Source organism: Flaviaestuariibacter flavus, from assembly GCF_004337505.1.
GTDB classification, from domain to species: domain Bacteria; phylum Bacteroidota; class Bacteroidia; order Chitinophagales; family Chitinophagaceae; genus Flavisolibacter; species Flavisolibacter flavus.
In genome coordinates this window covers 421,643-446,134 of record NZ_SJZI01000008.1, presented here as the reverse complement: position 1 = coordinate 446,134, position 24,492 = coordinate 421,643, and the positions used below count along the sequence as shown (strand labels likewise).

Annotated in this window: 16 protein-coding genes; 7 read left to right on the top strand and 9 right to left on the bottom strand. The window is 57.8% G+C overall.

Features of this window, described 5'->3' with window-relative positions; genetic code table 11:
• Positions 1 to 140: 140 nt before the first annotated feature.
• The 7 genes from EPD60_RS06110 to EPD60_RS06080 all read right to left on the bottom strand — a co-directional run bounded on the left by EPD60_RS06110 (position 141) and on the right by EPD60_RS06080 (position 5,915).
• Complete coding sequence (locus EPD60_RS06110; protein WP_131447889.1) at positions 141 to 557, bottom strand: RNA recognition motif domain-containing protein; 417 nt, start codon at positions 555 to 557, stop codon at positions 141 to 143.
• A gap of 346 nt (positions 558 to 903) precedes the next feature.
• Positions 904 to 2,019: a T9SS type A sorting domain-containing protein gene (locus EPD60_RS06105; RefSeq protein ID WP_131447887.1), complete on the bottom strand. Its 1,116-nt coding sequence runs from the start codon at positions 2,017 to 2,019 to the stop codon at positions 904 to 906.
• Positions 2,020 to 2,295: 276 nt separating this feature from the next.
• The gene (gene rplI / locus EPD60_RS06100; protein ID WP_131447885.1) at positions 2,296 to 2,742 is read right to left on the bottom strand and encodes a 50S ribosomal protein L9; all 447 of its coding nucleotides are present in this window, start codon (positions 2,740 to 2,742) and stop codon (positions 2,296 to 2,298) included.
• Between the two features lie 102 nt (positions 2,743 to 2,844).
• Positions 2,845 to 3,111, bottom strand: coding sequence for a 30S ribosomal protein S18 (rpsR, locus tag EPD60_RS06095; RefSeq protein WP_131447883.1), 267 nt, complete (start codon positions 3,109 to 3,111; stop codon positions 2,845 to 2,847).
• A 2-nt stretch (positions 3,112 to 3,113) separates the two neighbouring features.
• A complete protein-coding gene (gene rpsF, locus EPD60_RS06090) occupies positions 3,114 to 3,470 on the bottom strand; it encodes a 30S ribosomal protein S6 (protein ID WP_131447881.1) in 357 nt (118 codons plus the stop codon).
• 355 nt (positions 3,471 to 3,825) lie between these two features.
• Positions 3,826 to 4,725: a DNA/RNA non-specific endonuclease gene (locus tag EPD60_RS06085; protein ID WP_165871429.1), complete on the bottom strand. Its 900-nt coding sequence runs from the start codon at positions 4,723 to 4,725 to the stop codon at positions 3,826 to 3,828.
• 101 nt (positions 4,726 to 4,826) lie between these two features.
• Positions 4,827 to 5,915: an endonuclease/exonuclease/phosphatase family protein gene (locus tag EPD60_RS06080; RefSeq protein WP_131447877.1), complete on the bottom strand. Its 1,089-nt coding sequence runs from the start codon at positions 5,913 to 5,915 to the stop codon at positions 4,827 to 4,829.
• A gap of 190 nt (positions 5,916 to 6,105) precedes the next feature.
• Between EPD60_RS06080 and EPD60_RS06075 the strand changes: the two genes are divergently transcribed.
• From EPD60_RS06075 to EPD60_RS06060, 4 genes are all read left to right on the top strand, one after another.
• On the top strand, positions 6,106 to 8,706 hold the full coding sequence (locus EPD60_RS06075; protein WP_131447875.1) for a TonB-dependent receptor: 2,601 nt from the start codon (positions 6,106 to 6,108) through the stop codon (positions 8,704 to 8,706).
• A gap of 24 nt (positions 8,707 to 8,730) precedes the next feature.
• Positions 8,731 to 10,140, top strand: coding sequence for a DUF5689 domain-containing protein (locus EPD60_RS06070; RefSeq protein WP_131447873.1), 1,410 nt, complete (start codon positions 8,731 to 8,733; stop codon positions 10,138 to 10,140).
• A 36-nt stretch (positions 10,141 to 10,176) separates the two neighbouring features.
• Positions 10,177 to 11,688 carry a DUF5689 domain-containing protein gene (locus EPD60_RS06065; RefSeq protein WP_131447871.1) on the top strand — a complete coding sequence of 504 codons (1,512 nt, stop codon included), beginning with the start codon at positions 10,177 to 10,179 and terminating at the stop codon, positions 11,686 to 11,688.
• A 70-nt stretch (positions 11,689 to 11,758) separates the two neighbouring features.
• The gene (locus EPD60_RS06060; RefSeq protein ID WP_131447869.1) at positions 11,759 to 18,334 is read left to right on the top strand and encodes a T9SS type A sorting domain-containing protein; all 6,576 of its coding nucleotides are present in this window, start codon (positions 11,759 to 11,761) and stop codon (positions 18,332 to 18,334) included.
• Between the two features lie 149 nt (positions 18,335 to 18,483).
• Here the strand turns inward: EPD60_RS06060 and recJ are convergent, their stop codons facing one another.
• Positions 18,484 to 20,163, bottom strand: coding sequence for a single-stranded-DNA-specific exonuclease RecJ (gene recJ, locus EPD60_RS06055; RefSeq protein ID WP_243647772.1), 1,680 nt, complete (start codon positions 20,161 to 20,163; stop codon positions 18,484 to 18,486).
• A 41-nt stretch (positions 20,164 to 20,204) separates the two neighbouring features.
• On the bottom strand, positions 20,205 to 21,167 hold the full coding sequence (locus EPD60_RS06050) for a polyprenyl synthetase family protein (protein WP_207896547.1): 963 nt from the start codon (positions 21,165 to 21,167) through the stop codon (positions 20,205 to 20,207).
• 314 nt (positions 21,168 to 21,481) lie between these two features.
• Here EPD60_RS06050 and EPD60_RS06045 point away from each other — a divergent pair, with 314 nt between their 5' ends.
• The 3 genes from EPD60_RS06045 (at position 21,482) to EPD60_RS06035 (ending at position 24,433) form a co-directional block, all read left to right on the top strand.
• The gene (locus EPD60_RS06045; protein ID WP_243647771.1) at positions 21,482 to 23,053 is read left to right on the top strand and encodes an OmpA family protein; all 1,572 of its coding nucleotides are present in this window, start codon (positions 21,482 to 21,484) and stop codon (positions 23,051 to 23,053) included.
• 251 nt (positions 23,054 to 23,304) lie between these two features.
• Complete coding sequence (locus EPD60_RS06040; protein ID WP_131447863.1) at positions 23,305 to 24,117, top strand: outer membrane protein assembly factor BamD; 813 nt, start codon at positions 23,305 to 23,307, stop codon at positions 24,115 to 24,117.
• Positions 24,092 to 24,433 carry a DNA-directed RNA polymerase subunit omega gene (locus EPD60_RS06035; protein WP_131447861.1) on the top strand — a complete coding sequence of 114 codons (342 nt, stop codon included), beginning with the start codon at positions 24,092 to 24,094 and terminating at the stop codon, positions 24,431 to 24,433. The genes EPD60_RS06040 and EPD60_RS06035 overlap by 26 nt, the downstream gene beginning before the upstream one ends.
• The last annotated feature ends 59 nt before the right edge of the window (positions 24,434 to 24,492 follow it).

The following is a 24,492-nucleotide window of genomic DNA, read 5'->3' as shown; positions in this document are numbered from 1 at the left end:
CTCCAAACAGAATACTGTTTGATACTGTAAGAAATATTCCCGGGAGGCACCCCTCTCCGCTCCGGAGAGGGGCCGGGGGTGAGGTCCACGAAAAAGTCCCGCCGCAGGGGCAGGACTTTCAATATCTGGGTTATGACCATTTAGTAGCTGTCACGGAAACCACCGCCACCGCCGTAGCCGCCACCGCCGCGGTTGCCACCGCCGCCATAGCCGCCGCCACCTCGGTTGCCACCGCCACCGCCGTAGCCGCCACCGCCGCCGAAGGAGCGCTTCTTGAAGCCGCCGCCGCCACCGCCGTTGCCGCCGGAGCCGCCTTCTTTGGGACGCGATTCGTTGACCACCAGGTTACGGCCGTCAACTTCGGAGCCGTTGAGCTGCGCAATGGCCGCCTGTGCTTCGGCATCGTTGGGCATTTCCACGAAACCAAAGCCTTTGCTGCGGTTCGTCATTTTGTCCTGGATGATCTTGGCGGAAGAAACTTCACCGTACGGGGTGAAGAGGTCGCTCAGGTCCTGGTCTTTCAGGTTCCAGCTGAGGTTGCCTACGTAAATGTTCATGATCGAAAATTTTGAAAAAATGAAAATGTACTGTCAGTTAACATGGATCCGAACAAGCAGGCCAAACCGCGATGTGTGACTGAAAGAACATGTGAACGTAGTAAAAATAAGGTTTTCCGGATAAAATTCCAATTATTTGGACTTTCCTTAAAACCGTGTTCCAAGGTTCGGGGGGGTCTGTGGTTCTGAGGTTCTGAAGCCTTGGGATTTTCAGAAAATGCGGCCTTTCAACCTTCCCGATTCATTAATGGACCCATTAACCAATTACCCCCCGAAACGTAAAAGCCCCCGGATACTCCGGGGGCTTCGTTACGTGCGAGTGTTGTCAATAGCGCGCGTCAAGTTCTTACTGCTTCATCACTTTCATGCTTTCGACGTTGCCATTGCCGTCATCCACACGGAGAATATAGAGACCGGGCGTGAGACCATTGAGATTGAGCTGGGTCTGGATGCCGCTGTTGTTGGTCACCTGGCGAACCGTTCTGCCGTCGGCCGTGGTGAGGCTTACCGAGCCACCGGCCTGGATGCGCTCATGCTGTACCGTTAGTACGTCGCGGGCCGGTACCGGGAAGGCCTTCAGGACGATCGTGGAGGAGGTGCGGCCACTGAGTTTCACCACGCTGCTGTACTTGTAGCGGCCGTCGATGTCGACGTTCTTTACGCGGTAGTATACGGTGCCTTCGGGAGCGTTGTTGTCAACGTACTGGTAAGCCGGCTTGCCGTTGGCGCCTACCGAGCCGACGCGGGTGAAGTTGGAGCCGTCGGTGCTGCGCTCGATCTCGTAGCTGCGTACATCCACTTCCTGGGCTACATCCCACTGAACGCGGGTGGAAGCAGTGCCTTCCTTGCGGGCGGTGATACCCATAAAGGTCACCGGCAGGATGATAGCGCCCTGGTCGCCGCCGAGGGAGATGTCATCGAATTCCCAGTCGCAGGGCACGGTGCCGCGGTAGGAAATCTCGATGCGGAACTTCTGGCCCTGGTACAGGTCGCCGTCGTTGAGACGGATACAGATGCGGCCGGAGTCGGAGGGGAAGTTGGTCCAGACAGGGCCGTTTGCCGTGGTGGCTACGATGTCGTAACCGGCTACGCAGCTACAGGCTACGTTGATGATGCGTACCCGGTACTGGCCGCCGGCGCAGGCCTTGAAGCGCCAGCCCAGGTCAATACCGCCGCTCGGCTGCTGGTTTACATAAACACAGGAGATGATCGAGGCGCTGCGGGAGGCGAGGCCGCTGTGCTCTACCCACATGCCGCGGGTAGAATCCCAGTTGAACTCGGTGTAATCGGATTCCGTAAAGATGCTGGGAGAGCGGTAGTCGCCGGACTCGGTGTCGAAGTCCTGGATCACGTCACAATTGGTGCTGGGAGCTACGTAGGTGGCGTTTTGAGCAGAGGCGAATACGGTGGTCAGGACGGACAGGGCAATAAAGAGCCCTTTGAGGGTAAAAGTGTGTTTCATTTTAGGTTAGCGTTTGTCGTTAAAAAATCGGTTTCAGGTTACTGCCTGGCAGGGTCTCGTCAGAGGAGAATTGGATGAGAGTCTGTTGGGTGTTTCTCGTGATGCGCTGTGTGCCGCATCTGGGAGATAATTTTCCAATCCCGTGCCGATTTTTAACAAAAGCGCGCTACGGCCCCGCTTCGCCACAAAAAAAACTACAATGTGTTTCGCAAATGGGGCATAAATGAAAAAGTCCACACGAAACCGTGTGGACTTTTTCAAAAAAGAGTGTGGTACTTATTCAGCAACCACTTCGAAGGTCACCTCAGAGTGGTGTCCGTTACCGAAATCAATAGCCGCTTTGTAGCTACCGAGTTCTTTCACGTCGTCCGAGATGGTGATCTTCTTGCGGTCGATGTCGTAGCCTTTCTGGTCGCGGATAGCGCGGCTGATCTGCAGCGAAGTAACCGAACCGAAGATTTTGCCCGAGGTGCCGGTCTTGGCGCCCACCGTAACGGGGCCTTCCTGCAGTTTGGCAATTACTTCCTGGATCTGGGCGAGCATGGCGGCTTCCTTCTTGGCAGCAACCTTCTGGCGCTCGGCCAGCTGCTTGCGGTTAGAAGGGGTAGCTTCCACGGCGAGGCCGCGGGGAAGGAGGAAGTTACGGGCATAGCCGTTCTTCACCTTTACCAGCTCGTTCTTGCCACCCAGGTTGTCTACGTCTTGAATGAGAATGATGTCCATTGTTGTTGTTTTGTCCCAGTATTACTACTGTCTCCCGGTTTTATCCCGGGATTAGGGAGGTTAATGTTCTCCCTTCCTTTTGGGGAAGGGCAGGGGAGGGGGTTACTTCAGGAGGTCGGTTACGTAGGGCAGCAGGCTCATCTGGCGGGCCTTCTTGATGGCTTCGCTCACGAGGCGCTGGTACTTGAGGCTGTTGCCGGTAATGCGGCGGGGCAGCATCTTACCCTGGTCGTTCAGGAACTTCTTGAGGAACTCCACATCTTTATAATCGATGTAGCGGATGCCATACTTCTTGAAACGGCAGAATTTCTTCGGGCGCTTCTCCTGCTTAATGGCGGTCAGGTATTTAATTTCGTTTGCGCGTGCCATGATTAAGCCTCCTGTACTTTTTCGGTTCCGGTAGGTACGCCACTACGCTTTTTGTTGTTGTACTCAACGGCGTATTTGTCGAGTTTCGTTAAAAGGTGACGGAGCACGCTCTCATCACGCAGAAGCTGGATCTTCAGCTTCTCATTGAAGTCGGATGACGCACTGTATTCCATAACCCAGTACAGACCGGTGGTCTTCTTCTGGATGGGGTACGCCAGTGATTTCAGGCCCCAGGGGTTCTCGCCTACGATGGTGCCTCCGTTGTCGGTCACCAGTGCAGTGAACTTGCGCTGAGCGGCTTTGAACTCATCGTCGCTCAGAACAGGGGTAAAAATCACCATCAATTCGTAATTGTTCATTACTTGTGATTTGTGGTTAAAAAAGATTGTTTTCCCTTTCGGGAGCGCAAAGGTAAGGCTTTTGGGGCAGCTTTCGGCAGGAGGGACAGAAGGTTTAGAAAGCTTTGGGAACCCCGGGGGAAAGGTTTTGAAAAAGAAGAAGAGTTTTTCACCGCAAAGAGAATAAGATAAGACGTTGATACGCTAAGGAGGTTCTGGGTTCTGAGGTTCTGGGGTTCTGAGGTTGGTTTGATGCCAGAGATCAGCGATAAATAAAAAGGTCCCGCCATCGGCGGGACCTTTTCAAATGTATTCCTTAAGCGAAACGCTGATTCACCTTCTTTTCTTTGCGGCGAAAAACGCTTCTTGTCCTTAATTAACGGAACTGCTTCTTTTTCAGGTACGTACGCACGTTTTCGCGTACGGCGCTCAGGAAGCTGGCCGGTTTGCCGGCGCGCGACAGGCGGGCTTCGATGGAGTCGATCGGCACCAGGTAGCTCTGCCAGGCCGTGGCCGGAGCGCTTACATACAGGCGGTTGTCGTTGGGCATATCTACCGCCAGCACCTGCGCCGAGGTATCGATACGGTTGAGGTCATCGCCGCCCTTGGGCAGGATCACCGCGATCTTGTACACGTTCTTCGGAACCGTCAGCACGCCCGAGCCGAGCGTATTGGTGACTACGTTGTTGTTGCCCACACCGCCGGTGCCATAGTTGCCCATATAGATATAGGCCTCTTTGGTGGAACCGAGCGAGGTGCGGATATAATCTTCCAGGTTACCCCAGGGGCCCTGGTTGAAATTGGGCGCCTGCGGGATCATGTTGGTCATGAGGAAGGTGCTGGAGTTGGCCGCCACCGAAGACAGGCGGTCGCCGGAGGGGATATTGTGCCCGCGGTTGAAGGTGTTACCCACGTAATCGCTGGGGCGGATATTGTAGTAGCTGGCAGGGAGCTTCGGGTTTTCCCGGAAGTCGTTCTGACGCTGCACGCCGTTGCCTGCCGTGTCTTCGGGGAGCTGGAGGTGCCAGCCCACCCACACGGGGATGCCGCGCGAGGCGCTGTAGGCCACATGGTACGTAGGCTCGGAGATGAGGTAGTTTTCCGAAAATTCCGCCGAACGACGGGCGCTGGTGGGATTGCCCAGCAGCAGGGCGTCGTTTTCGCCGAACACTTCCGGTGCGGTTGTGGTCGTTTCGGTGGTTGTCTCTTTTTTCTTGTCGCAGGCGCCCAGCGTCAGCAGTGCGGCGAGGGCGGCCAGAGTTAGTTTATTATTCATTTTGGTAGCTGTGGAAGATGTAAAAGTATCCCGTTTTACCGAACCCGGGCGCATTTTGGCCGGCAGGGTCCGAAGCAGGGGCAAAGGCGTCCTTTTATCGGTTAAGGCCTTTTGATGAAAATGAGGTAGGTGGGGAAGTGGTCGCTGTAGCCGCCGCGGTAGGAGGTGCCGTCCCAGGTACGCATCGGGTAGCCCTTGTAGCGGCCCATATTCTCGGTCAGGAATTCCTTGTTGAAGATGCGCTGGTTGAAAAAGAAGAAACCGCGCTGGTCCTTCGGCAGCCAGGCCTGCGAGATCATGATCTGGTCGAACAGGCTCCAGGCATCCTGGTAGGCGAGGGTGCCGATACCGTTGTTGTACATATTCGTCCAGGGGTTGTAGATGCCGCCCGGCTGCACGTCCTTCATATCGCCCTTGGCGCCGAGCACCTTGGTCACGGAGGCGTTGGTGGGGTCGTCGTTGAGGTCGCCCATGATCACGAATTTCGTGTTCGGGTCGAGCTTCAGCAGCGAGTCGGAGTGGTGCTTGCTCACGGATGCGGCGGCCTTGCGGCCCGGCGCCGAGCGCTCCTCGCCGCCCACGCGCGAGGGCCAGTGATTCACATATACATGGATGGTTTCGCCATCAAGCTTGCCCTGCACCCACAGCACGTCGCGGGTGAAGCGGCGGTCGCCCTTGGAGCCCGCGGGGAGTTCCACATGAAGGGGCGCCGAGGCTTCGGGGGTGAAATATTTCGGGTTGTAGAGGAGGGCTACGTCGATGCCGCGCGCGTCCTTCGAATCGTAATGAACGATCTGGTAGTTACGCTTCGCCAGCAGCGGGTGCTTCACGAGGTCTTTGAGCACCGTGTCGTTCTCGATCTCCGCCACGCCGATCACCGCGGGGCCGTCGGGCGACACCTCGGTGCCGATCTGCGAAAGCACGGAGGCCAGCTTGCCGATCTTGTCGAAATAGATTTTCGTATTGTAGTTGCGCACGCCGGTGGGCAGGAACTCCTCGTCGTCGACGATCGGGTTATCCACCGTGTCGTAAAAGTTTTCGAGGTTATAAAATGCGATCACCGCTACTTTGTAGGGTTGCTTGCCACCGGGAGGTGCCACCTGCGTGCTCTTGCCCTGGACAGGAGCTTGCTGGGCGAAAGCATTAAAAAAAAGGATAATAAGGAGGGGGAGGAGGCAAGCTTTTTTCATAATTTGCGGGCAATTTCAGAAAATCGAGTCGGCAAAGCTACTGAATTGAGACGACCTGCTATATGGATTTGGATGCACGCCAATGTTAACGGAGGTTAACAATTTAACATTTGTTGATATCCCCCATTCTTCGAAGACGGCCAGATTGACTAGCTTTGCCTCCCTTTCCGAACTATTAACTAGCTGTTTTATGCATAAATTAAGATTGCTGCCCATGCTGTTGTGTGCAGGCCTTGCGGCCCAGGCGCAGCAAAACCCAGCCACCGACACGACCCGCCGCGGGAATGACTCCCTGCTCAATCAAAGCAAGCAGGACGTGCTGGACAACATCCCGACGATCTCCCTCGACGAAAACGACCAGGGCGACGCCGGCACCCAGAACATCTCTTCGATCCTCACCGCCGGCCGCGATCCTTACTTCAACGCCGCTTCCTTCAACTTCAGCGCCGTCCGCTTCCGTCTTCGTGGCTACGAGAACGACCAGTTCTCCACCTACATGAACGGTGTGCCGATGGACAACCTCGATAATGGCTTCGCACCCTATGGGCTGTGGGGCGGTCTCAACGACGTGATGCGCAGCCGCGACGTCGAATACGGCCTTCACTACACCACGTTTGCTTTCGGCGACTTCGGCTCCAACACCAACATCGACGTGCGGGCTTCGAAGCAGCGCGCGCAGACCTCGGTGAACTATGCCAACGCCAATCGTAACTACACGCACCGTGTGATGCTGACCCACGGCACCGGCCTGAGCCGCCGCGGCTGGGCCTTTATCGGCTCGCTGAGCGCCCGCTGGGCCGAGGAAGGCTATGTGCCCGGCACCTGGTATAAGAGCCTGAGCTGGTTTGCCGGTATCGACAAGCGCGTCAACGAAAAGCACCTGCTGTCGCTGGTGGCTTTCGGCGCCCCCACCGAGAACGGCCGCCAGGGTGCCGCCACCCAGGAAGCACAGGATCTCGCCGGAGACCCCTACTACAACCCGAACTGGGGCTACCAGAACGGCAAGAAGCGCAATGCTTCGGTAGGCAAGACCAACCAGCCCGTGCTGGTGCTTACGCACGATTTCCGCATCAAGAATAACGTCTCCCTGCTCACCGGCGTCGGCTACTCGTTCGGCGAGCGCAGCATCACGGCGCTCGACTGGTACAATGCTCCCGACCCGCGCCCCGACTACTACCGCAACCTGCCCAGCTACCTGGAGCGCTTCTCCTCGGTGATCGACCCCGAGCAGGCAAAGCGTGTACGCGAGGCCTGGATGACCGACGTAAACGTGCGCCAGATCAACTGGCAGAAGCTGTACGACGCCAACCGCGCTTCGATGATGACGATCAACAACGCCGACGGCGTTAACGGCAAGACCGTAAGCGGCCTCCGCTCGCGCTACGTGGTCCAGGACCGCATCATCGGCACCCAGCGCCTCAACCTCAACACCACGCTCAACGCCCGTGTGAACGATCACCTCGACATCACCGGCGGCCTCACCTTCCAGAACCAGAAGAACCACTACTACCAGAAGGTGAACGACCTGCTGGGCGGTGACTTCTACATGGACCTGAACCAGTTTGCCGAGCGCGACTTCCCCACCGATCCTTCGGCCAACCAGAATGACCTGAACAACCCGAACCGCATCGTGCGCGTTGGCGACCGCTACGGCTACAACTACAATATCGACCTTACGCAGGCCACCGCCTGGGCGCAGGGCGTGTTCAAGTTCAACAAGGTTGACCTCTTCGCCGCCGGCCAGTATGGCTACACCTCCTTCCAGCGCGAAGGCTTCGTGCGCAGCGGACTTTTCCCGAACGACTCGTACGGCAAAGGCATCAAGAACGAGTTCAACCCCTACGCTGTTAAAGGCGGGGTGACCTACAAGTTCAACGGCCGTAACTATGTATATGCCAACGCCGGCTACCAGGAGCGTGCGCCTTACTTCGACAACGTATACGTATCGCCGCGCACCCGCAACACCCAGCAGGCCAATGTGCAGATGGAGGAGATCAAGACCTTCGAAGGTGCCTACATCCATACGGCGCCGAAGCTGAAGCTGCGTATCGGCGGCTTCTACACCCACATGGACAAGCAGGTGGACGTAATGTCTTATTTTGACGACGTGCTGGGCAACTTTGTGAACCTCGCGATGAGCGGTGTTAGCCGCCAGCTGTTCGGGGCCGAGCTCGGCGCCGAGTACAACATCGGCTATGGTGTAACGGTGAATGCCGCCGCCGCCGTGGGCCGCTATTACTACGACAGCAACCCGAACGCTACCATCACCGCTGACAACAACGCACAGGTGCTGGCCGCCCGCCAGATTTATCTCAAGAACTTCCGCCTGCCCACGCCGCAGGAAGCATATAGCCTTGGTGTAACCTACCGCTCGCCCAAGTTCTGGTTTGCCAGCCTTACCGGTAATTACTTCCGCGAATCGTACCTGTCGGTAAACCCGATGCGCCGCACCTGGGAAGCGCTGAAAAATGCGCCCGCCGGCTCGGCCGACTATGACCGCATCTTCGACCAGACCCGCTTTGACCAGCAGTATACCGTGGACTTCTTCTTCGGATGGACGAAGCGCCTGGGCCGCGCCTACAACATCGGCGGCAAGCCCACTACGTTCGTATTCAACATCGGTGTAAGCAACCTCACCAACAACCGCAGCATGATCACCGGCGGCTACGAGCAGCTCCGCTTCGACGGTACGGCCGGCGTTGACGGTACAGCCAATATCGATAAGTTCCCGCCGAAACTGTTTTATGCTTACGGCATCAATTATTTCACTTCCGTTGGTCTCCGCTTCTAATACCCATTAAAAAAGACTATGCATATGCTCCGCTCTTTTGCTAAACCCGCCCAGGCGCTCATCGTGCTTGGCATCCTGGCCAGCGCCTGCAACAAGCAGCCGGTAGGACCCACGGAACCGGATCCCTACGATCCGAACAACTTCACCACGCTGGCTTACCTGCGTTCGCTGTATACGGGCTCCGACATTGGTGTGCCCGCCAACACGCGCACGATCCGCGCCACGGTGGTGTCGAACTACAAGAACGAAGCCGCCGGCAACTTCCGCATCCAGGATGAGAGCGGCCGCGGGATCAATATGTTCCTCGGAACAAGCTTCACCGATACGGCGCTGCTGGCCCTCGGCAAGACCGTCGACATCAATGTCAACGGCGGCACCGTGAGCACCTTCAACGGCGACGTGCAGATCAAGAACCTCAGTGCTACGGCTTTCACCAGCGTAAACACACCGATGGTGATCACCCCGCGCACCGCCACGATCCGCCAGGTACTCGACAGCCTGCAGCCCTGGGCTTCTACAGTGGTGAAGCTGGAGAACGTATCGCTCGCAGTAGGCGCTCCCGGCAGCACCGGCACCAATGTGACCGTAACTGACGCCACGGGTTCCATCGTAACCTTCGTGCGTACCACTTCCGGCATCACGCTCAACAGCGGCAACGCCCAGAGCCTCACCGGTTATGTTTCGATCTTCCAGAACACCTCCGGCCAGGTAACCCCGCAGATCATCCTCCGCACGCAAAGCGATGTGGTGACCGGCGGCAGCGGCCCTGTAACTCCCGGTACGGGCATCGCGCTCACCGGCACTTCGCCGCTGACCATCGACTTCAACAGCATCGGCACCGGCCAGCTGCCTACCGGTGTCAGTGTACGCACCGGCGCCCGCGCCGATACGATCGGTACGCCGGCTACACTGAACCAGGCCACGGCCACCAGCCTCTGGAAGACCTTCACCGCCGGTTTCAAGAACTACGCTTCGGCTACGGGTCTTAACCAGGGGACCGACTCCACCACGCAGGTGGGTGCCACCAACCGCGCCCTCGGCTTCCGCCAGACCAGCGCCATCCCCGCCGGCGGCGACCCCGGTGCGGCCTTCGTGTTCCAGCTGGCCAACACTACCGGCAAGAACCTCCAGACGATGTCCTTCCAGCTGCAGTCGCTCGACACGGCTTCGAACGTAAACCGTGCTACTACCTGGATGGTGGATTACGGCATCGGCGACAACCCGACGACCTTCACGCCCGTAAATACCGTAACCGGCTCGATGATCACCGGCAACCACGTGTTCAGCAACAATGCCATCACGGTAACCCTGCCGGCGGCACTGAGCAACCAAAGCCAGAAGGTGTGGATCCGGATCGTGACCCTGGCGCCGAGCACCGGCACCAACAACCGCGGTACCGCCGCCATCGATGACGTGAAATTCACCTGGAACTAAAAAAGGGCATCCGACCGGACCCGACAAACGAATAATATGAACCGCATCTCCTTAAAGAAATTCATGGCCGCCGGCCTCGCCACCATTACCGGCGCGCTGGTGCTGGTGTCGTGCAAGCGCACCTACGACGCGCCGCCCCCGGCGGGCGTGCCCGGTATCGTGGCCAATATCTCCATCAAGGACCTCAAGGCCCTCGACTCTATCCCGTACAGCGTTTACCACATTACCCAGGATTATGTGATCCGCGGGGTAGTAAACATGGACGACAAGAGCGGCAACTACTACCAGCAGATCTCCATCCAGGATTCTACCGGCGGTATCATCCTGCGCCTTGCCGGCTCTAACCTCAACACGCAATACCCGGTAGGCCGGGAGCTGTTTGTGAAGGTGAAAGACCTGTACATCGGCGAATACGGCGGCATGCTCCAGCTCGGTGGCGGCGCCGACTCCATCAACGGCGGTGTGACGATGCTTTCGCCAGTATTGCAGGACCGTTTCATTTTCAAGGGTGCGCTCAACCAGCCGGTAGTGCCGAAACTGGTGGACATCGCTTCGCTCACCACCGACCGCCAGAGCATTTATGCCAACACGCTCATCGAGGTGCGCAACTACGAGTTCGCAGCCGCCGACACAGCGAAGGGCTTTGCCGACGTCGGCGCTTCGGGCAACCGCGTTGCCCGCGGCTGCAGCCTGCCTACCTCCGCCAACATCACGGTGCGCACGAGCAACTTTTCCAACTTCGCCAACGTGAGCGTGCCCAACGGCAACGGCACCCTGCGCGGCATCTACTCCTTCTTCGGCAGCACCAAGCAGCTGTCGGTGCGCGACACCAGTGATGTGCAGTTTTACGGCCTCCGTTGCGGTGCCACCACACCGCCGCCGCCCACGGGTGGCAGCGGGTCCACGATCACGCTGGGCACCACATCTCCCTACACCATCAACTTCAACAGCCTGGCAAGCGGCCTTCCGGCCGGCGTGCGTGTCGGTACTGCCTCGAGCGCAACCTCGAATGATACGTCTGCGCAACTGGTAACCACGGCAACGCAGCTGTATTGGAATGCCACCGGCGGCGGCTGGAAAAGCCTTGCCTCGGCCACTTCGTCCACCGTTACCCAGGGTTCGGGTAATACCGAGCAGGATGCCAGCACCGACCGTGCCCTCGCGGTGCGCCAGACCGGCTCCATCGGCGACCCCGGCGCTTCGGTCAGCTTCATCCTTGCCAACACGACGGGTAAGAACAACCTGAAGTTCGAGTTCGAGCTTCAGAACCTCGACCCCTCTTCGGGCCGCAGCACGGTCTGGGCGGTTGAATACGCCATCGGCGACACACCGGCCTCGTGGACGGCGGTAACCCCCGCTTCGGGATCGCTCACCACGGGCGGCACCACCACGGCCTGGGGACCTTCCAATATCGTTGTGAACCTGCCCGCTGCCACCTGGAACCAGTCGCAGAAGGTATGGGTCCGCGTTATTGCCAGGTCGGCCACCACCGGCGGCGGCAACCGTGCCACCTCCGGATTCGATAACGCCAAATTCTCCTGGAACTGATAAAGCAGAATAAGCCGCCCGCAAGGCGGCTTATTCCCTTTCAACTACTGCATCCGACACAAACTGTATTATGAAAAAACTTTACTTTCTGCTTTGCCTCGTGCTGACGACCCTGGCCAGCTTCGGCCAGCTTGTGTATGAGCCATTCAACTACACGCCCAGCGCCACTGTTGGTCTTCACGAAGCTTCCGGCGGCGTTTGGCAAAAACTCAATTCAGGCGACTCCATACTGACGATTTCGGGGAGCCTGAACTACAGCGCGCTCGCCGCATCTTCGGCGAACCGCGTTAAATTTGACGGAAGCGGTACGGATTATTTCCGTCAGTTCGGTACCCAATCTACCGGAACAGTTTACGCTTCCTTCCTGCTCAACATTACGTCGCTCGGCTCGCTCAACAGTACTACCGGTGGTTACTTTGCCGCTTTCACAGAGGGCACTACTTCCACTACGATCGGTGCTTCTGTTTGGGCCAAGGCTTCCGGCACAACCCAGTATAACCTCGGTATTTCTACCCGCAGCAGCAGCACAACTTCGTTTTCCACTGCAAACCTTGACCTGAATACTACCTATCTCGTTGTAATTGCTTACCAGATGAATAGCGGTACGCAAAACGACGTAGCGATGTTGTGGATCAACCCCACGTCGCTTGGAGCTACAGCCCCCCCGGCCGATGTAACGGCCGCTTCTCCTACGGGCGCAACGGCCGATCTTGCAAACGTAGGGCGCTTTCAGCTTCGCCAGGACAATGCAACGAATACGCCGTTTGTTGAGTTCGACGAACTACGCATCGGCCTGGATTACGCTTCCGTAACACCGGCTGCTCCGGCTGGTACCGCCACCCTGAGCGCCAGCGCTTTGGCGGCGTTCGGCAACGTTTGTGTCAACACCACTTCCGGTCCGAACAGCTTTACCATCAGCGGCTCTAACCTCAGCACAGCTGCGGTCACCGTGGGCCCTCTTGCCGGCTATAGCTTCTCTACCACTTCGGGCGGAACCTATACACCTTCGCTTTCCATCACCCAGCCGGGCGGCACTTTCAGCCAGACCGTGTATGTGAACTTTACACCGACCGCAGCCCAGTCCTACAATGGGAACATTCCCGTTGGCGGCGGTGGTGCTACTGCCATCGACGTGGCGGCTTCCGGAACCGGCATCGCGGCTTCCGTTCCTACAGTTGCTACTGCTGCACCCAGCGGCACTACCACTTCGGGAACGACGCTTAACGGAACCCTCAGCGCTACCGGCTGCTCCGCAGTGACGAGCTACGGTTTTATCTACAGCACCACATCCGGTTTTAATCCCGCCACGCAAGGCACCACCGTAACCAGCACCAACCTGGCCGGAACTACCTTCTCTGCACCGGTAGCCGGTCTTACCCCGAACACTACTTATTACTATGTCGCCTTCGCAACGAATGGTACCGGAACCGCCTATAGTACGCAGGCCCAGTTTACCACCGTTGCGCTGCCGGCGCCTTCGGCACCGGTAGCCATCGCTGCTACCAATATCACCGGCAACAGCTTTACCGCGAATTGGAATGCCGCAACGGGAACGACTACCGGTTACTTCCTTGATGTATATACCCAGGCCCCGGGCACCGTGGTCGGTGGCAGCATCGCCGGATGGGACATCCCCACTGCCAATGACGCCGGTCGTTTGGCCAGCAGCGGTAATACGGCCAACGTAAACGTACGTGAGCTTGTGGCTGTTAATGGTGCAGCGACGGTTAGCTATTCCTACCCCACGGGCCCCAGCGGCGGTCAAAGTCCCTTAGCGGTGTCTACTACCGGCTGGGATGCCGGCGTTGATACGAAGTACTGGATGGTGGAAGTAAACACCACCGGTGTGTCGAACCTGAAGCTTTCTTCGCTCCAGGCAAGCTCCAATACCGGACCGCGCGACTGGAAAATCCAATACCGTGTAGGCAACAGCGGCACCTGGAACGATGTGACCGGCGGCGCTGTAGCAATCACTACTTCTACAAGTGTTTCTCCGGTTCAATACTACGGCCCCAGCAACCTCGCGCTTCCCGCCGCCGTGGACAACCAGGCGCTGGTGCAAATCCGCTGGGTGGTAAACAGCACGACTGCTGTAAACAACACGACGGTTGCCAGCGGTGGCACGAGCCGTATCACCAGCATTTATATCAAAGGCGATTATGCGGGTACGGTGAACACCTATGTGCTCCAGAACCAGAACGTGGGTAACGTGACCTCTTATAACGTTACCGGCCTGGCTCCGAATACAACTTATTATTACGTAGTACGCGCCGACAACGGCGGCAGCACTTCGGCCAACTCGAACGAGATCAGTGTAACGACGGCTGCAGCAACGCCTCCGGCTTTCAGTGCCGGTACACTTGCTCCTTTTGGTTCGGTATGCGTTGGTGACACCTCATTGCCACGTTCGTTCACGCTCTCCGGTTCGAACCTGACGAACGCCAACATTACGGTTGGTCCCCTGGCCAATTACAGTTTTGCGCTGAGTGCGAGCGGTCCCTGGCAAAGCACTTTAACCATTGCCCAACCGGGCGGTAGCTATAATGCTCCCGTGTGGGTTCGTTTTGTTCCTACGGCCTCCCAGGCTTATAATGGAAATATTTCCGTATCCGGTGGCGGTGTCACCACCGCTGCACAAGTAGCGGCATCCGGGACCGGCGTTATTTTCGCGGTAACTACCGGAACAGCGTCCGGTGTAACAACATCAAGCGCAACGCTCAACGGCACGGTTAACTTTAATGGTTGTTCGGTAGCCAATGATGGCGGGTTCAAGTATAGCACAACGCCCGGATTCGACCCGGCTACATCGGGAACAAACGTTGTTTCCAGCTCCCCGGCGGGTGGCAGCTTCTCTTCGTCCATCTCCGGACTTGCTGCGAATACCACCTATTACTTTGTCGCTTACGTTACCCGCTTTGGCAGCGTGTCACCGGTTACGGTTTACGGAGCCCAGCAGTCGTTCACGACCACAAACAACCCGACTGTTTCTGCAGGCACTCTGGCTCCTTTTGGCGGTGTTTGTATCAATACAACGGCTCCCACTGGCAGCTTCACGGTTTCGGGAAGCAACCTGGTTTCGAACCTGACCGTGAACGCCCTGCCTGGATATGCATATTCGACTTCGGCCACAGGTCCGTTTACTGCAACGCTTAACCTCCCCGTGGTGGCCAATTCAGTCAACACCACTGTTTTCGTTCAGTTCACACCCACTGCTGTTCAATCTTACGACGGCAATATCCAGATCACCGGCGGTGGCCTGGCAGGTCCTGTAAATGTACCCGCGACGGGCTTCGGCACGAACAACGCTCCCTCGGTAACTACAGGCACTGCCACTGTTGGCGGTTCCACTACGGCTACCGTCGGCGGCTCCATTACGGCTACCGGCTGTACCGCCATCAGCGGATATGGCATCAAGTACAGCACCACCAGCGGCTTCAACCCCGCGACCACCGGTACGCAGGTGGCCGGCAGCAATCTTGCCGCCGGTTCCTTCACCGTGCCGGTGACGGGTCTTACACCTGGAACAACCTATTACTATGTAGTATATGCCACCAACGCCGGCGGTACTACTTACGGCACCCAGCAGTCCTTCACCACGCCGAGCCCCGCTATCACGGCCTCGACGCTGACCGGATTCGGCAACCAGTGTCTCAATACGGCTTCGTCTGCCCAGAGCTTCACCATCACCGGCACCAACCTCACGGCTGCTGATGTAACGGTAGGTCCCCTGGCCGGCTATACCTTCAGCACCACTTCGGGTGGTACTTATACCAACAGTCTTACATTGACCCAGCCCGGCGGCTCCTTCAGCCAGCAGGTATTTGTAAAGCTGACCCCGACGGCTGTTCAATCCTACAGCGGTAATATCCCGGTATCGGGTGGCGGCGTTTCCACCACGGTAAACGTAGCTGCAACGGGCGCCGGCATCAACACGCTTCTGACCGTTACCACGGCGGCAGCAACCGGCGTTACCGGCAACGGTGCCACCATCCCCGGCACCATCAGCAGCAACGGCTGCTCGGCCCCGACGGCTTACGGCGTTATCTGGAGCACGACCACCGGCTTCAACCCGGCCAGCACCGGCACAAACGTGGCGGGCACCGGCATCACCGGCGGCAACTTCAGTGTTAACCTGAGCGGCCTTACCTCCGGTGTTACTTATTATTATGTAACCTATGCCACCAACGCGGGCGGCACGGCTTACAGCTCCCAGGGCAGCTTCACCACGACTTCTGCTGCTATCCCCGTTGCGCCCCTGGCTACAGCTGCCACCAACATCACGTCCAACAGCTTTACGGCCAACTGGAACGCGGTAGCTGGGGCTACCGGCTACTTCCTCGATGTGTATACGCTGGGTGCCGGTACCGGCACCACCACTATCGCGGGCTGGGATATGGCTACGAACACGGCCGCTGCGCAGACTGCCAACCAGGGCAATGCCAATAACATCAATATCCAGACGCTGACTCCCAACGGGTCGGTGCTGGCCTCTACGCCTTACCCGAGTGGCTTCTCCGGCACCTCCGGCACGCCGAACCCCTACGCGGTAGCGGCGAGCGGCTGGGATGCAGGCGTCGGTACCAAGTACTGGCAAATCACACTCAACACCACTGGTGCCACGGGCCTGTCGCTCTCCTTCAACCAGGGCAGTTCGGCCTCAGGTCCGAAGGATTTCAAGCTGCAGTACCGCGTTGGCGCTTCCGGCACCTGGACCGACATCCCCAGCGGTGTCATTGCCATGCCGGGTGTAGCCGCGGCCCCTGCCAACCCCGCTACCTGGACGGTTGTCAACAACCTGCCGCTCCCGGTTGCTATGGAGAACCAGGCGAACGTGGCCATTCGCTGGCTGCTCAACTCCGACATCCGTAACGACGGTGCTACCGGCGTAGCCAACACGGGCACCAACCGCCTGTCGGGTATCTATGTAAAGAGCACTTCGGGTGCCGCGGTACCGGTATATGTTACCGGCTACCAGAACCTGAACGTGAATAATGTGACCTCGTTCAACGTAACCGGCCTTGCGCCCAACACCACTTACTACTACGTGGTGCGCGCTACCAACAGCGCCGGCACATCGCCGAACTCCAACGAGATCACCGTGACCACGCTGGCGGGTCCCTCGCTCACCGCGACGGCGCTGACCGCCTTCGGAAACCTTTGCCCGAACACGACCTCGGCTGCCAACAGCTTCGCCATCAACGGCACAAACCTGAGCAACGCCAACATCACCGTAGGCCCGCTTGCAGGCTATGCCTTCAGCACCACGGCCGGCGGTACCTATACCCCGACGCTGACGCTGATACAGGCCGGCGGCACCTACAGCCAGACCGTATTTGTACAACTGACGCCCACGGCCGTCCAGTCGTACAACGGTAATATCCCGGTATCGGGTGGCGGCGTTGCCACGGCCATCAACGTGGCCGCATCGGGCGCCGGTGTCAACAACCCGCCCACGGTTACCACGGGTGCGGCCTCGGCCGTCACCAACGTTTCGGCGACCCTCGCCGGCAGCATCACTGCCACCGGCTGCTCGCCCGTAACGCAGTACGGCTTCGAGTGGAGCACTACCGCCGGCTTCGCCAACGGTACCGGCACGCAACTGCTGTCGACCAACCTTGCCGGCACTGGCTTTACCGCCAACCTGGCCGGCCTGACCGGCGGCACTACCTACTACTACAAGGCCTTCGCCACCAACGGCGGCGGCACGAGCTATGGCGCCGAGCAGTCGTTCGCGACGGCAGCCGCTCCGGTAGTATCGCTCACGGCTTCACCGGTAGGCACCTTCAGCGGCGTGTGCGTCAACACCACTGCCATTGACAGCTTCACGGTCACGGGTGTAAACCTTACCACCGCCAACGTGACCCTGGCTGCTCCCGCCGGCTTTGCACTGTCTACATCCCGCACGGGTCCGTTCGCTTCCACGCTGAGCCTCACCCAGCCGGGCGGCGCTTACAGCCAGAAGGTATATGTGCAGTTTGCGCCTGCCGCGACCCAGACCTACAGCGGTTTTATCCAGCTTAGCGGCGGTGGCTTCGGTGCTACGAACAACATCACCGTAGCCGGCTCCAGCATTGCTACACCGCCCGTTGCAACCACCGGCGACAGCACCAATATCCGCTTCGATGGAGTAACCCTCCGTGGTTCCTTCGGTGCGGCTGGCTGCTCGGCGGTAACGCAGTACGGCATCGAGTACAGCGGCGTTCCCAACTTCGCACCCGGCTCGGGTACCCAGGTTCCGGCCACGGCCAACACCTCGGGCTCCTTCGCGGTGACGCTGAACAACCTCGTACCCGGCACGACCTATTACTACCGTGCTTATGCCCGCAACGCCGGTGCCTTCGGCGCTGGTGCGGTGAAGAGCGTGACCCTCCCGGGCCTGCAGGCCGGACTGGCGGTGTTCCCGCAGCCCGTCGCGGGTGGCAACACCCTCCGCGTAACGCTGAATGGCATCCAGCCGGGCAATTACGGCATCCGCCTGTACAGCAGCGCCGGTGAAGAAGTGTATCGTCGCTTCGTCAACATCCAGGCTTACTTCATCAACGAGCAGCTGCAGGTTCCTGCGTCACTGCCTGCTGGTGTGTATGTTCTGCGTGTAACAAGCAACACCTCCGTGGTGGCGCACCGCACGATCATCGTAGTACACTGATAATTTCAGCCGATAACAGAAAAAGCCGCTTCAGCAATGAAGCGGCTTTTTTTATAATCACCTGAACTGTTTCAGGACAGGTTTCGCAAAAGAAAAAAGCATCGCAAGCGATGCCTCTTTAATACGGTGCTTCCCGTGATTTTCCGATGCTACTCCGATAACCTGACGTCCACAACCCGCAGTTGCAGGCTCTTTTCGCCGTTCCACTCATTGATGTCGAGCTTGTATACAACGTCGACCGGCTTGTTTTGCTCCAGCAGGGGCATTTTGTCGGCCATGCCGAAGCCAATGCCGCTGAAGGTGAGGCCGTCCTGCCGCAGGGAGAAGCGCAGGTGCTTTTCTTTTACCACGCGGCTGTAGCCGGTGTTCATCACGCGGCGGGTAATGAAGGTCGGGCGCAGGTTATCGGGGCCGAAGGGCTCCATCTGCGAAAGAATATTGAAGAAGGACTGGGTGATGTCGCGGAATCTCAGCTCAATATCAATCAGGATCTCCGGCACCAGCAGGTCGGGGTGGATCGATTCTTTCACCACTTCTTCAAAACGCTCCACGAAGGCATCCACGTTTTCCGGGGCGAGGGTCATGCCGGCGGCATAAAAGTGACCGCCGTATCCGAGCAGCAGGTCTTTGCACTGGTGAATGGCCTCGTACACATTGAAGCCCGAAACGCTGCGTGCCGAGCCGGCCACCACGTCGCCGCTCTGCGTCAGCACGATGGTGGGGCGGTAGTAGTGATCAATGAGGCGGGAAGCCACGATGCCCACCACGCCTTTATGCCAGTGCGGCTGGTAAAGCACCGTGCTGAGGCGGTTGAGCAGGGTTTCGTCGCCTTCGATCAGCGACAGGGCCTCTTCTGTGATGCTGGTATCGGCCACCTTCCGTTCGCTGTTGTCGGTATGCAGCTGCTCCGCCCATTCCTTAGCCTGTTCGATGGTTTCGGAAAGGAACAGCTGCACCGCCTTGCGGGCATCGTCCATACGACCTGCCGCGTTGACGCGCGGGGCGATCATGAACACGAGGTTGTTAATCTCAAGATTCTTTTCGTGGCCGGTGAGCTCGGTAAGCGCCCGGATGCCAAGGTTGGGATCGCGGTTGGCCTTTTCGAGCCCGCAAAAGGCAAGAGTGCGGTTTTCACCGCTCATCGACACGATGTCGGCGGCAATGGCGGTAGCCACGAGGTCGAGGTAGCGGTAAGCTTCCTCCATCGGCAGCTGCATTTTGTCGCACAGCGCGCAGATGAGTTTGAAGCCCACCCCGCAGCCACAAAGTTCTTTGAAAGGGTAGGGGCAGTCGGCCTGCTTCGGGTTGAGGATGGCCACCGCCTCGGGCAGCACCTCGTCGGGCAGGTGGTGATCGCACACGATGAAGTCGATGCCGAGGCATTTCGCGTAGGCGATGAGGGCGACCGACTTGATGCCGCAGTCGAGTGCAATGATGAGGGAAAAGCCGTTTTCGGCTGCGAAGTCGATGCCGGCCTTGCTGACGCCATAGCCTTCGCGGTAGCGGTGGGGGATATAAAAGTCGAGTTTGTCGTAGTGCCGCGACAGGAAGTGGTACATGCAGGCGACGCTCGTGGTGCCGTCAACATCATAATCGCCAAACACCAGGATCTTTTCCTCCCGGTTGAAGGCGCTGAGCACGCGGTCCACGGCCTTGTCCATATCCTTCATGAGCCAGGGGCTGTGAAGCTGGGACAGCTCCGGGCGGAAAAAGGCCCGGGCGGCGTCAAAGGTTTCGATGCCGCGCTGCACCAGCACCTGGCACAGGGCGGGGTGAACACGGAGCTCCTTAAAAAGGGCTTCTGCTTTTTCCTGTTCATTGAAAGCCATCCGCCAGCGCTTGGCGGTTACAGGGCTCGTTCTTGCATCCATTAATACCTCCTGTCGGTTACAAAGTTCACGAGATCGGCAAAACCCGCCCGGATGGGCGAGTCGGGGAAGGTGGCCAGCAGGTCGAGCGCTTCTTTCTTGTACTGCTGCATCACGCCCTGCGTATAGGCGATACCGTTGTGCTGCTGTACGGCGTCGATTACAAACTGGACCTTCCGCTTGTCCCTGTTTTCGTTCTTGATGATGTAGATCAGTTTCCGCCGGGTGGCTTTGTCGGCGTTGTTGAGCGTATAGATCAGAGGTAAGGTAAGCTTTTTTTCCTGAATATCGTTGCCCGTGGGCTTGCCTACGTCTTCGGAAGCGTAGTCGAAAAGGTCATCCTTGATCTGGAAGGCGATGCCTACTTTTTCCCCGAAAGCGCCCATGCGTGCGGTGAGCTCCTCATCGCCCGAGGCGGAGAAGGCGCCGGCGGCGCAGGCGGCGGACAGGAGGGAGGCGGTCTTTCCGGAAATGATCTCGAAATACACCGACTCGTCGAGGTTCAGGGTGCGCGACTTCTCCAGTTGCAGGAGTTCGCCCTCGCTCATCTTGCGGACGGCGCCGGAGAGCAGCTGGAGAATGCGGAAGTCATTGTTGTCCAACGACAAAAGAAGACCCTTGGCAAGCAGGTAGTCGCCCACGAGCACGGATATCTTGTTCTTCCACAATGCGTAAACTGAGAAAAAGCCTCTACGTTCGGGCGCGTCGTCCACCACATCGTCGTGTACCAGCGTGGCGGTATGCAACAGCTCAACGAGTGAAGCGGCGCGGTACGTGGATTCGTTGACGTTACCGCACAGTTTGGCGGAGAGGAATACAAACATGGGCCGCAACTGCTTGCCCTTGCGCTTTACAATATAGCGCATGATGCGGTCCAGCATGGAAACCTGGCTCGCGGCGGCCTCCTTGAACTTTTGCTCAAGGATCCGCAACTCATCTTCAATCAAATTAACGGGCAGCCGCATTCGTAAATTGCCGGAAAGGTACAAATGCGCTGATTAATAAAACACTATGGTACAGGAATTGCTATGATGAGCCTGAAAAATTGACTTGTATTTTAACGCAAAGGATTACAAAAGTTTGGTTATTGCACGTCAAGTTTTATTTTTGCTCCTTAATAGGACTTAGTTTTTCAAATCTTAACACCCAGTGTATGGCAAGCAAAAAAGTTACTCTTCTGGCAGGCTTATTATGTCTGTTGGCATCGGAGGGCTTCTCTCAGACGACCACGGTTGGTAAATCCAGCGTCGGAGACTCCTCTGTAATCCCTTCCCGCAGGATGCCGCAGCATACTGAATTCATGAACGGCACCTACAATTTCCCGGCAAAACCCCGTAACCAGTGGGAGATCGGTATCAAAGGCGGTCTCTTCAACGTTATCGGTGACGTGGATGCACGTCCGAGTTTTGGCCTTGGCGCACACGTGCGCAAAGCATTCGGTTACCTGTTCAGCGCCCGTATGGAGTACACTTACGGCGTAGCAAAAGGTCTCAACTGGCGCCCATCGTACAACTACCGTAACAACCCGGCCTGGACGACGAACATCGGCAACCCCGCCGGTTATACGCCGCTGAGCCCCACGAGCGGCACCCCCGGCTCGCCCGCAATCACTCCCGTTTATTACAACTATAAGACGAACGTTCAGGACCTCGTTCTGGAAGGCGTGCTGACGCTCAACAACGTTCGCTTCCACCGCTCCAAGACCGGCTTCGCGCTTTACGCCTTCGCTGGTGTGGGCGGCTCCGTATATGATGCCAAGGTGAATGCCCTGGACGCCAACGGAAAACCCTACAACTTCAACACCGTGGCCAGCGGCAGCGGCAACACCTTCAAGACCCGCAAGGCTACCCGCAAGGCGCTGCGCGAGCTGATGGACAATACGTATGAGACCTCTGCCGAGAACTACGGCGAGCGTCGTCCGAAGCTGTTCGGCATGAGCTACCGCACCATCGGTTCCGTTGGTGGTGGTATCGCCTTCAAACTGAACAACCGCTTCAACATCGCCCTGGAAGACCGCTTCTCCTTCACCAACGACGACCTGTACGACGGTCAGCGCTGGGCTGAGCAGACGCCTGGTTCCCCGGTGCTCACGCAAAACTTCGACACCTACAACTTCGCTTCGCTGGGCCTCAATGTTAACCTGGGCTCCAAGTCGACCGAACCCCTGTGGTGGCTCAACCCCCTGGACTACGCTTACAGCGAGATCCGCAACCCCCGCCTGATGAAGCTGCCGAAGCCCACGCTTCCGGATAGCGACGGCGACGGTGTTACCGACCAGTTCGACCAGGAGCAGACGCCCGCCGGTTGCCCGGTTGACTCGCACGGTGTAAGCCGCGATACCGACGGCGACGGTGTTCCCGACTGCCGCGATAAAGAACTCATCACCCCGACCGTATGCCAGCCTGTTGATGCTGATGGCGTAGGTAAGTGCCCCTGCCCCGATAGCTGCGGTACCGGTGGTACCGGCGGCGGCCTCACCGCTTGCGCCAAGAACCTCGGTTCCCTGCCCTCGGTTACCTTCAACGGCAACAACCCCGCTCTCACCAACGACGCCCGCAGCATGCTGGCCTCGGTAGCAGCCCGCCTCCGCAACAACCCCGGTTGCCGCATCGTGGTGATCGGCTACTGCCAGAGCACCAAAGCCGAGCAGCAGCGTAGCTGGGATCGCGTGAACGCCGTGATCAACTACATGGTAGAGAAAGAAGGCCTCAGCGCAGACCGCTTCATCTTCCAGTACGGCCAGACCGGCGGCGACTGCAACACGGTTGACCTCCGCGCAGCCAACGAAGGCGAAGAAGGACCGGCCAACGTACCGGCTCCCCACCCGAACCTCCGCGCCGGTGGTCGCTAAGCAAAGGCTTGTCTCTTAAGTCCTTAATACAAAGCCCCTCGAAAGAGGGGCTTTTTTATTTTATGATCGCTGATCTCCGATGTCTGATTTGAAGCAGCCCGGAATCCCCAAACCTTAAAACCTTAAGACCTCAGAACCTCAGAACCCGGAACCTGCTCCCCGGGCTTTTAGTTAAATCTTAACTGCCCCGCTTTGCGGGTTTCGGCATTAACCCGAATATTTGCCGGTAATATTTACCTTTGCCCCTCTTTATGCGTTTAATTGTTGCATTTGCACTGGCTTTTCTGATTACGGGCTGCGATAACGTGACCAAGGTCATGAAGAGCAAAGACCCCGAGTACAAGCTCCGGAAGGCCGAAGATTATTTTGCCCGCAAGAAATACAACTGGGCCCAGGAGATCTATGAAGACGTGATGCCTTATTTCAAGGGCACGCCCAAATTCGAGGACATCTACTATAAATACGCGTATACCGCTTATAACCAGCGCGACTGGGTTAACGCCGAAAACCTGTTCAAGACCTACGTGGAGGTGTTCCCGCACAGCACCCGCGCCGAGGAAATGGAGTATATGCGCGCTTTTACGTTTTATAAGCAGTCGCCCAAGGCCGAGCTCGACCAGAGCAACACTATCAAGGCGATGGGTATGATGCAGACCTTTATCAACACGCATCCCGGGTCGGCCCGCAACAAGGAAGCCGGCGCCATCGTAGACGCCTGCCGCATCAAGCTGGAGACGAAAGACCGGAAAGCCGCCCAGCTTTACTTCGACCTTGGGCAGTTCCGCGCTGCAGCAGTAGCCTACGAGGCCCTCCTGATCAATTACCCCGATGCCCAGCAGGCCGACATGTACAAATTCATGTCGATCCGCAGCTATTACCAGTTTGCCCAGATGAGCGTGGAAGAGAAAAAAGAAGAACGCTATGGCAAGGTGATCGACGGCTGCACCGACTTCCTGGACCAGTTCCCCCAAAGTACCTACACCAAGCAGGTGCAAGAATTCTTATCTTTGTCGCAAAATCAGTTAAAAACAATCGCCCATGAGCCGTCTAAGACGCCAGCATAGCACCAGCCAGACAAACAACGTTGAGGCACAAGACCTGAATGAGTTGAAATCGAAGACTGGCAACGTGTATGAGTCGATCGCCATCATCGCCAAGCGGGCTAACCAGATCAATATCTCCCTGAAAGAGGAGCTGCACAGCAAACTGGAAGAGTTTGCCAGCCACACCGACAGCCTGGAGGAAGTGCACGAAAACAAGGAGCAGATCGAAATCTCGCGCGCTTACGAGAAGATGCCCAATCCCGCCCTGCTCGCCACCCGCGAGTTCATGGAGGATAAGGTTTATCACCGCAAGAACGAAGACGACCTGTTTGCTTAATCGCTGCGGACCGCAACTGAATACAAAGCCATATCGATACGATATGGCTTTTACTTTAA

Coding starts and splice junctions, on each gene's coding strand:
- EPD60_RS06110 (WP_131447889.1), bottom strand. CDS start 557: ATGAACATTTACGTAGGCAACCTCAGCTGGAACCTGAAAGACCAGGAC.
- EPD60_RS06105 (WP_131447887.1), bottom strand. CDS start 2,019: ATGAAACACACTTTTACCCTCAAAGGGCTCTTTATTGCCCTGTCCGTC.
- rplI (WP_131447885.1), bottom strand. CDS start 2,742: ATGGACATCATTCTCATTCAAGACGTAGACAACCTGGGTGGCAAGAAC.
- rpsR (WP_131447883.1), bottom strand. CDS start 3,111: ATGGCACGCGCAAACGAAATTAAATACCTGACCGCCATTAAGCAGGAG.
- rpsF (WP_131447881.1), bottom strand. CDS start 3,470: ATGAACAATTACGAATTGATGGTGATTTTTACCCCTGTTCTGAGCGAC.
- EPD60_RS06085 (WP_165871429.1), bottom strand. CDS start 4,725: ATGAATAATAAACTAACTCTGGCCGCCCTCGCCGCACTGCTGACGCTG.
- EPD60_RS06080 (WP_131447877.1), bottom strand. CDS start 5,915: ATGAAAAAAGCTTGCCTCCTCCCCCTCCTTATTATCCTTTTTTTTAAT.
- EPD60_RS06075 (WP_131447875.1), top strand. CDS start 6,106: ATGCATAAATTAAGATTGCTGCCCATGCTGTTGTGTGCAGGCCTTGCG.
- EPD60_RS06070 (WP_131447873.1), top strand. CDS start 8,731: ATGCTCCGCTCTTTTGCTAAACCCGCCCAGGCGCTCATCGTGCTTGGC.
- EPD60_RS06065 (WP_131447871.1), top strand. CDS start 10,177: ATGAACCGCATCTCCTTAAAGAAATTCATGGCCGCCGGCCTCGCCACC.
- EPD60_RS06060 (WP_131447869.1), top strand. CDS start 11,759: ATGAAAAAACTTTACTTTCTGCTTTGCCTCGTGCTGACGACCCTGGCC.
- recJ (WP_243647772.1), bottom strand. CDS start 20,163: ATGGCTTTCAATGAACAGGAAAAAGCAGAAGCCCTTTTTAAGGAGCTC.
- EPD60_RS06050 (WP_207896547.1), bottom strand. CDS start 21,167: ATGCGGCTGCCCGTTAATTTGATTGAAGATGAGTTGCGGATCCTTGAG.
- EPD60_RS06045 (WP_243647771.1), top strand. CDS start 21,482: ATGCCGCAGCATACTGAATTCATGAACGGCACCTACAATTTCCCGGCA.
- EPD60_RS06040 (WP_131447863.1), top strand. CDS start 23,305: ATGCGTTTAATTGTTGCATTTGCACTGGCTTTTCTGATTACGGGCTGC.
- EPD60_RS06035 (WP_131447861.1), top strand. CDS start 24,092: ATGAGCCGTCTAAGACGCCAGCATAGCACCAGCCAGACAAACAACGTT.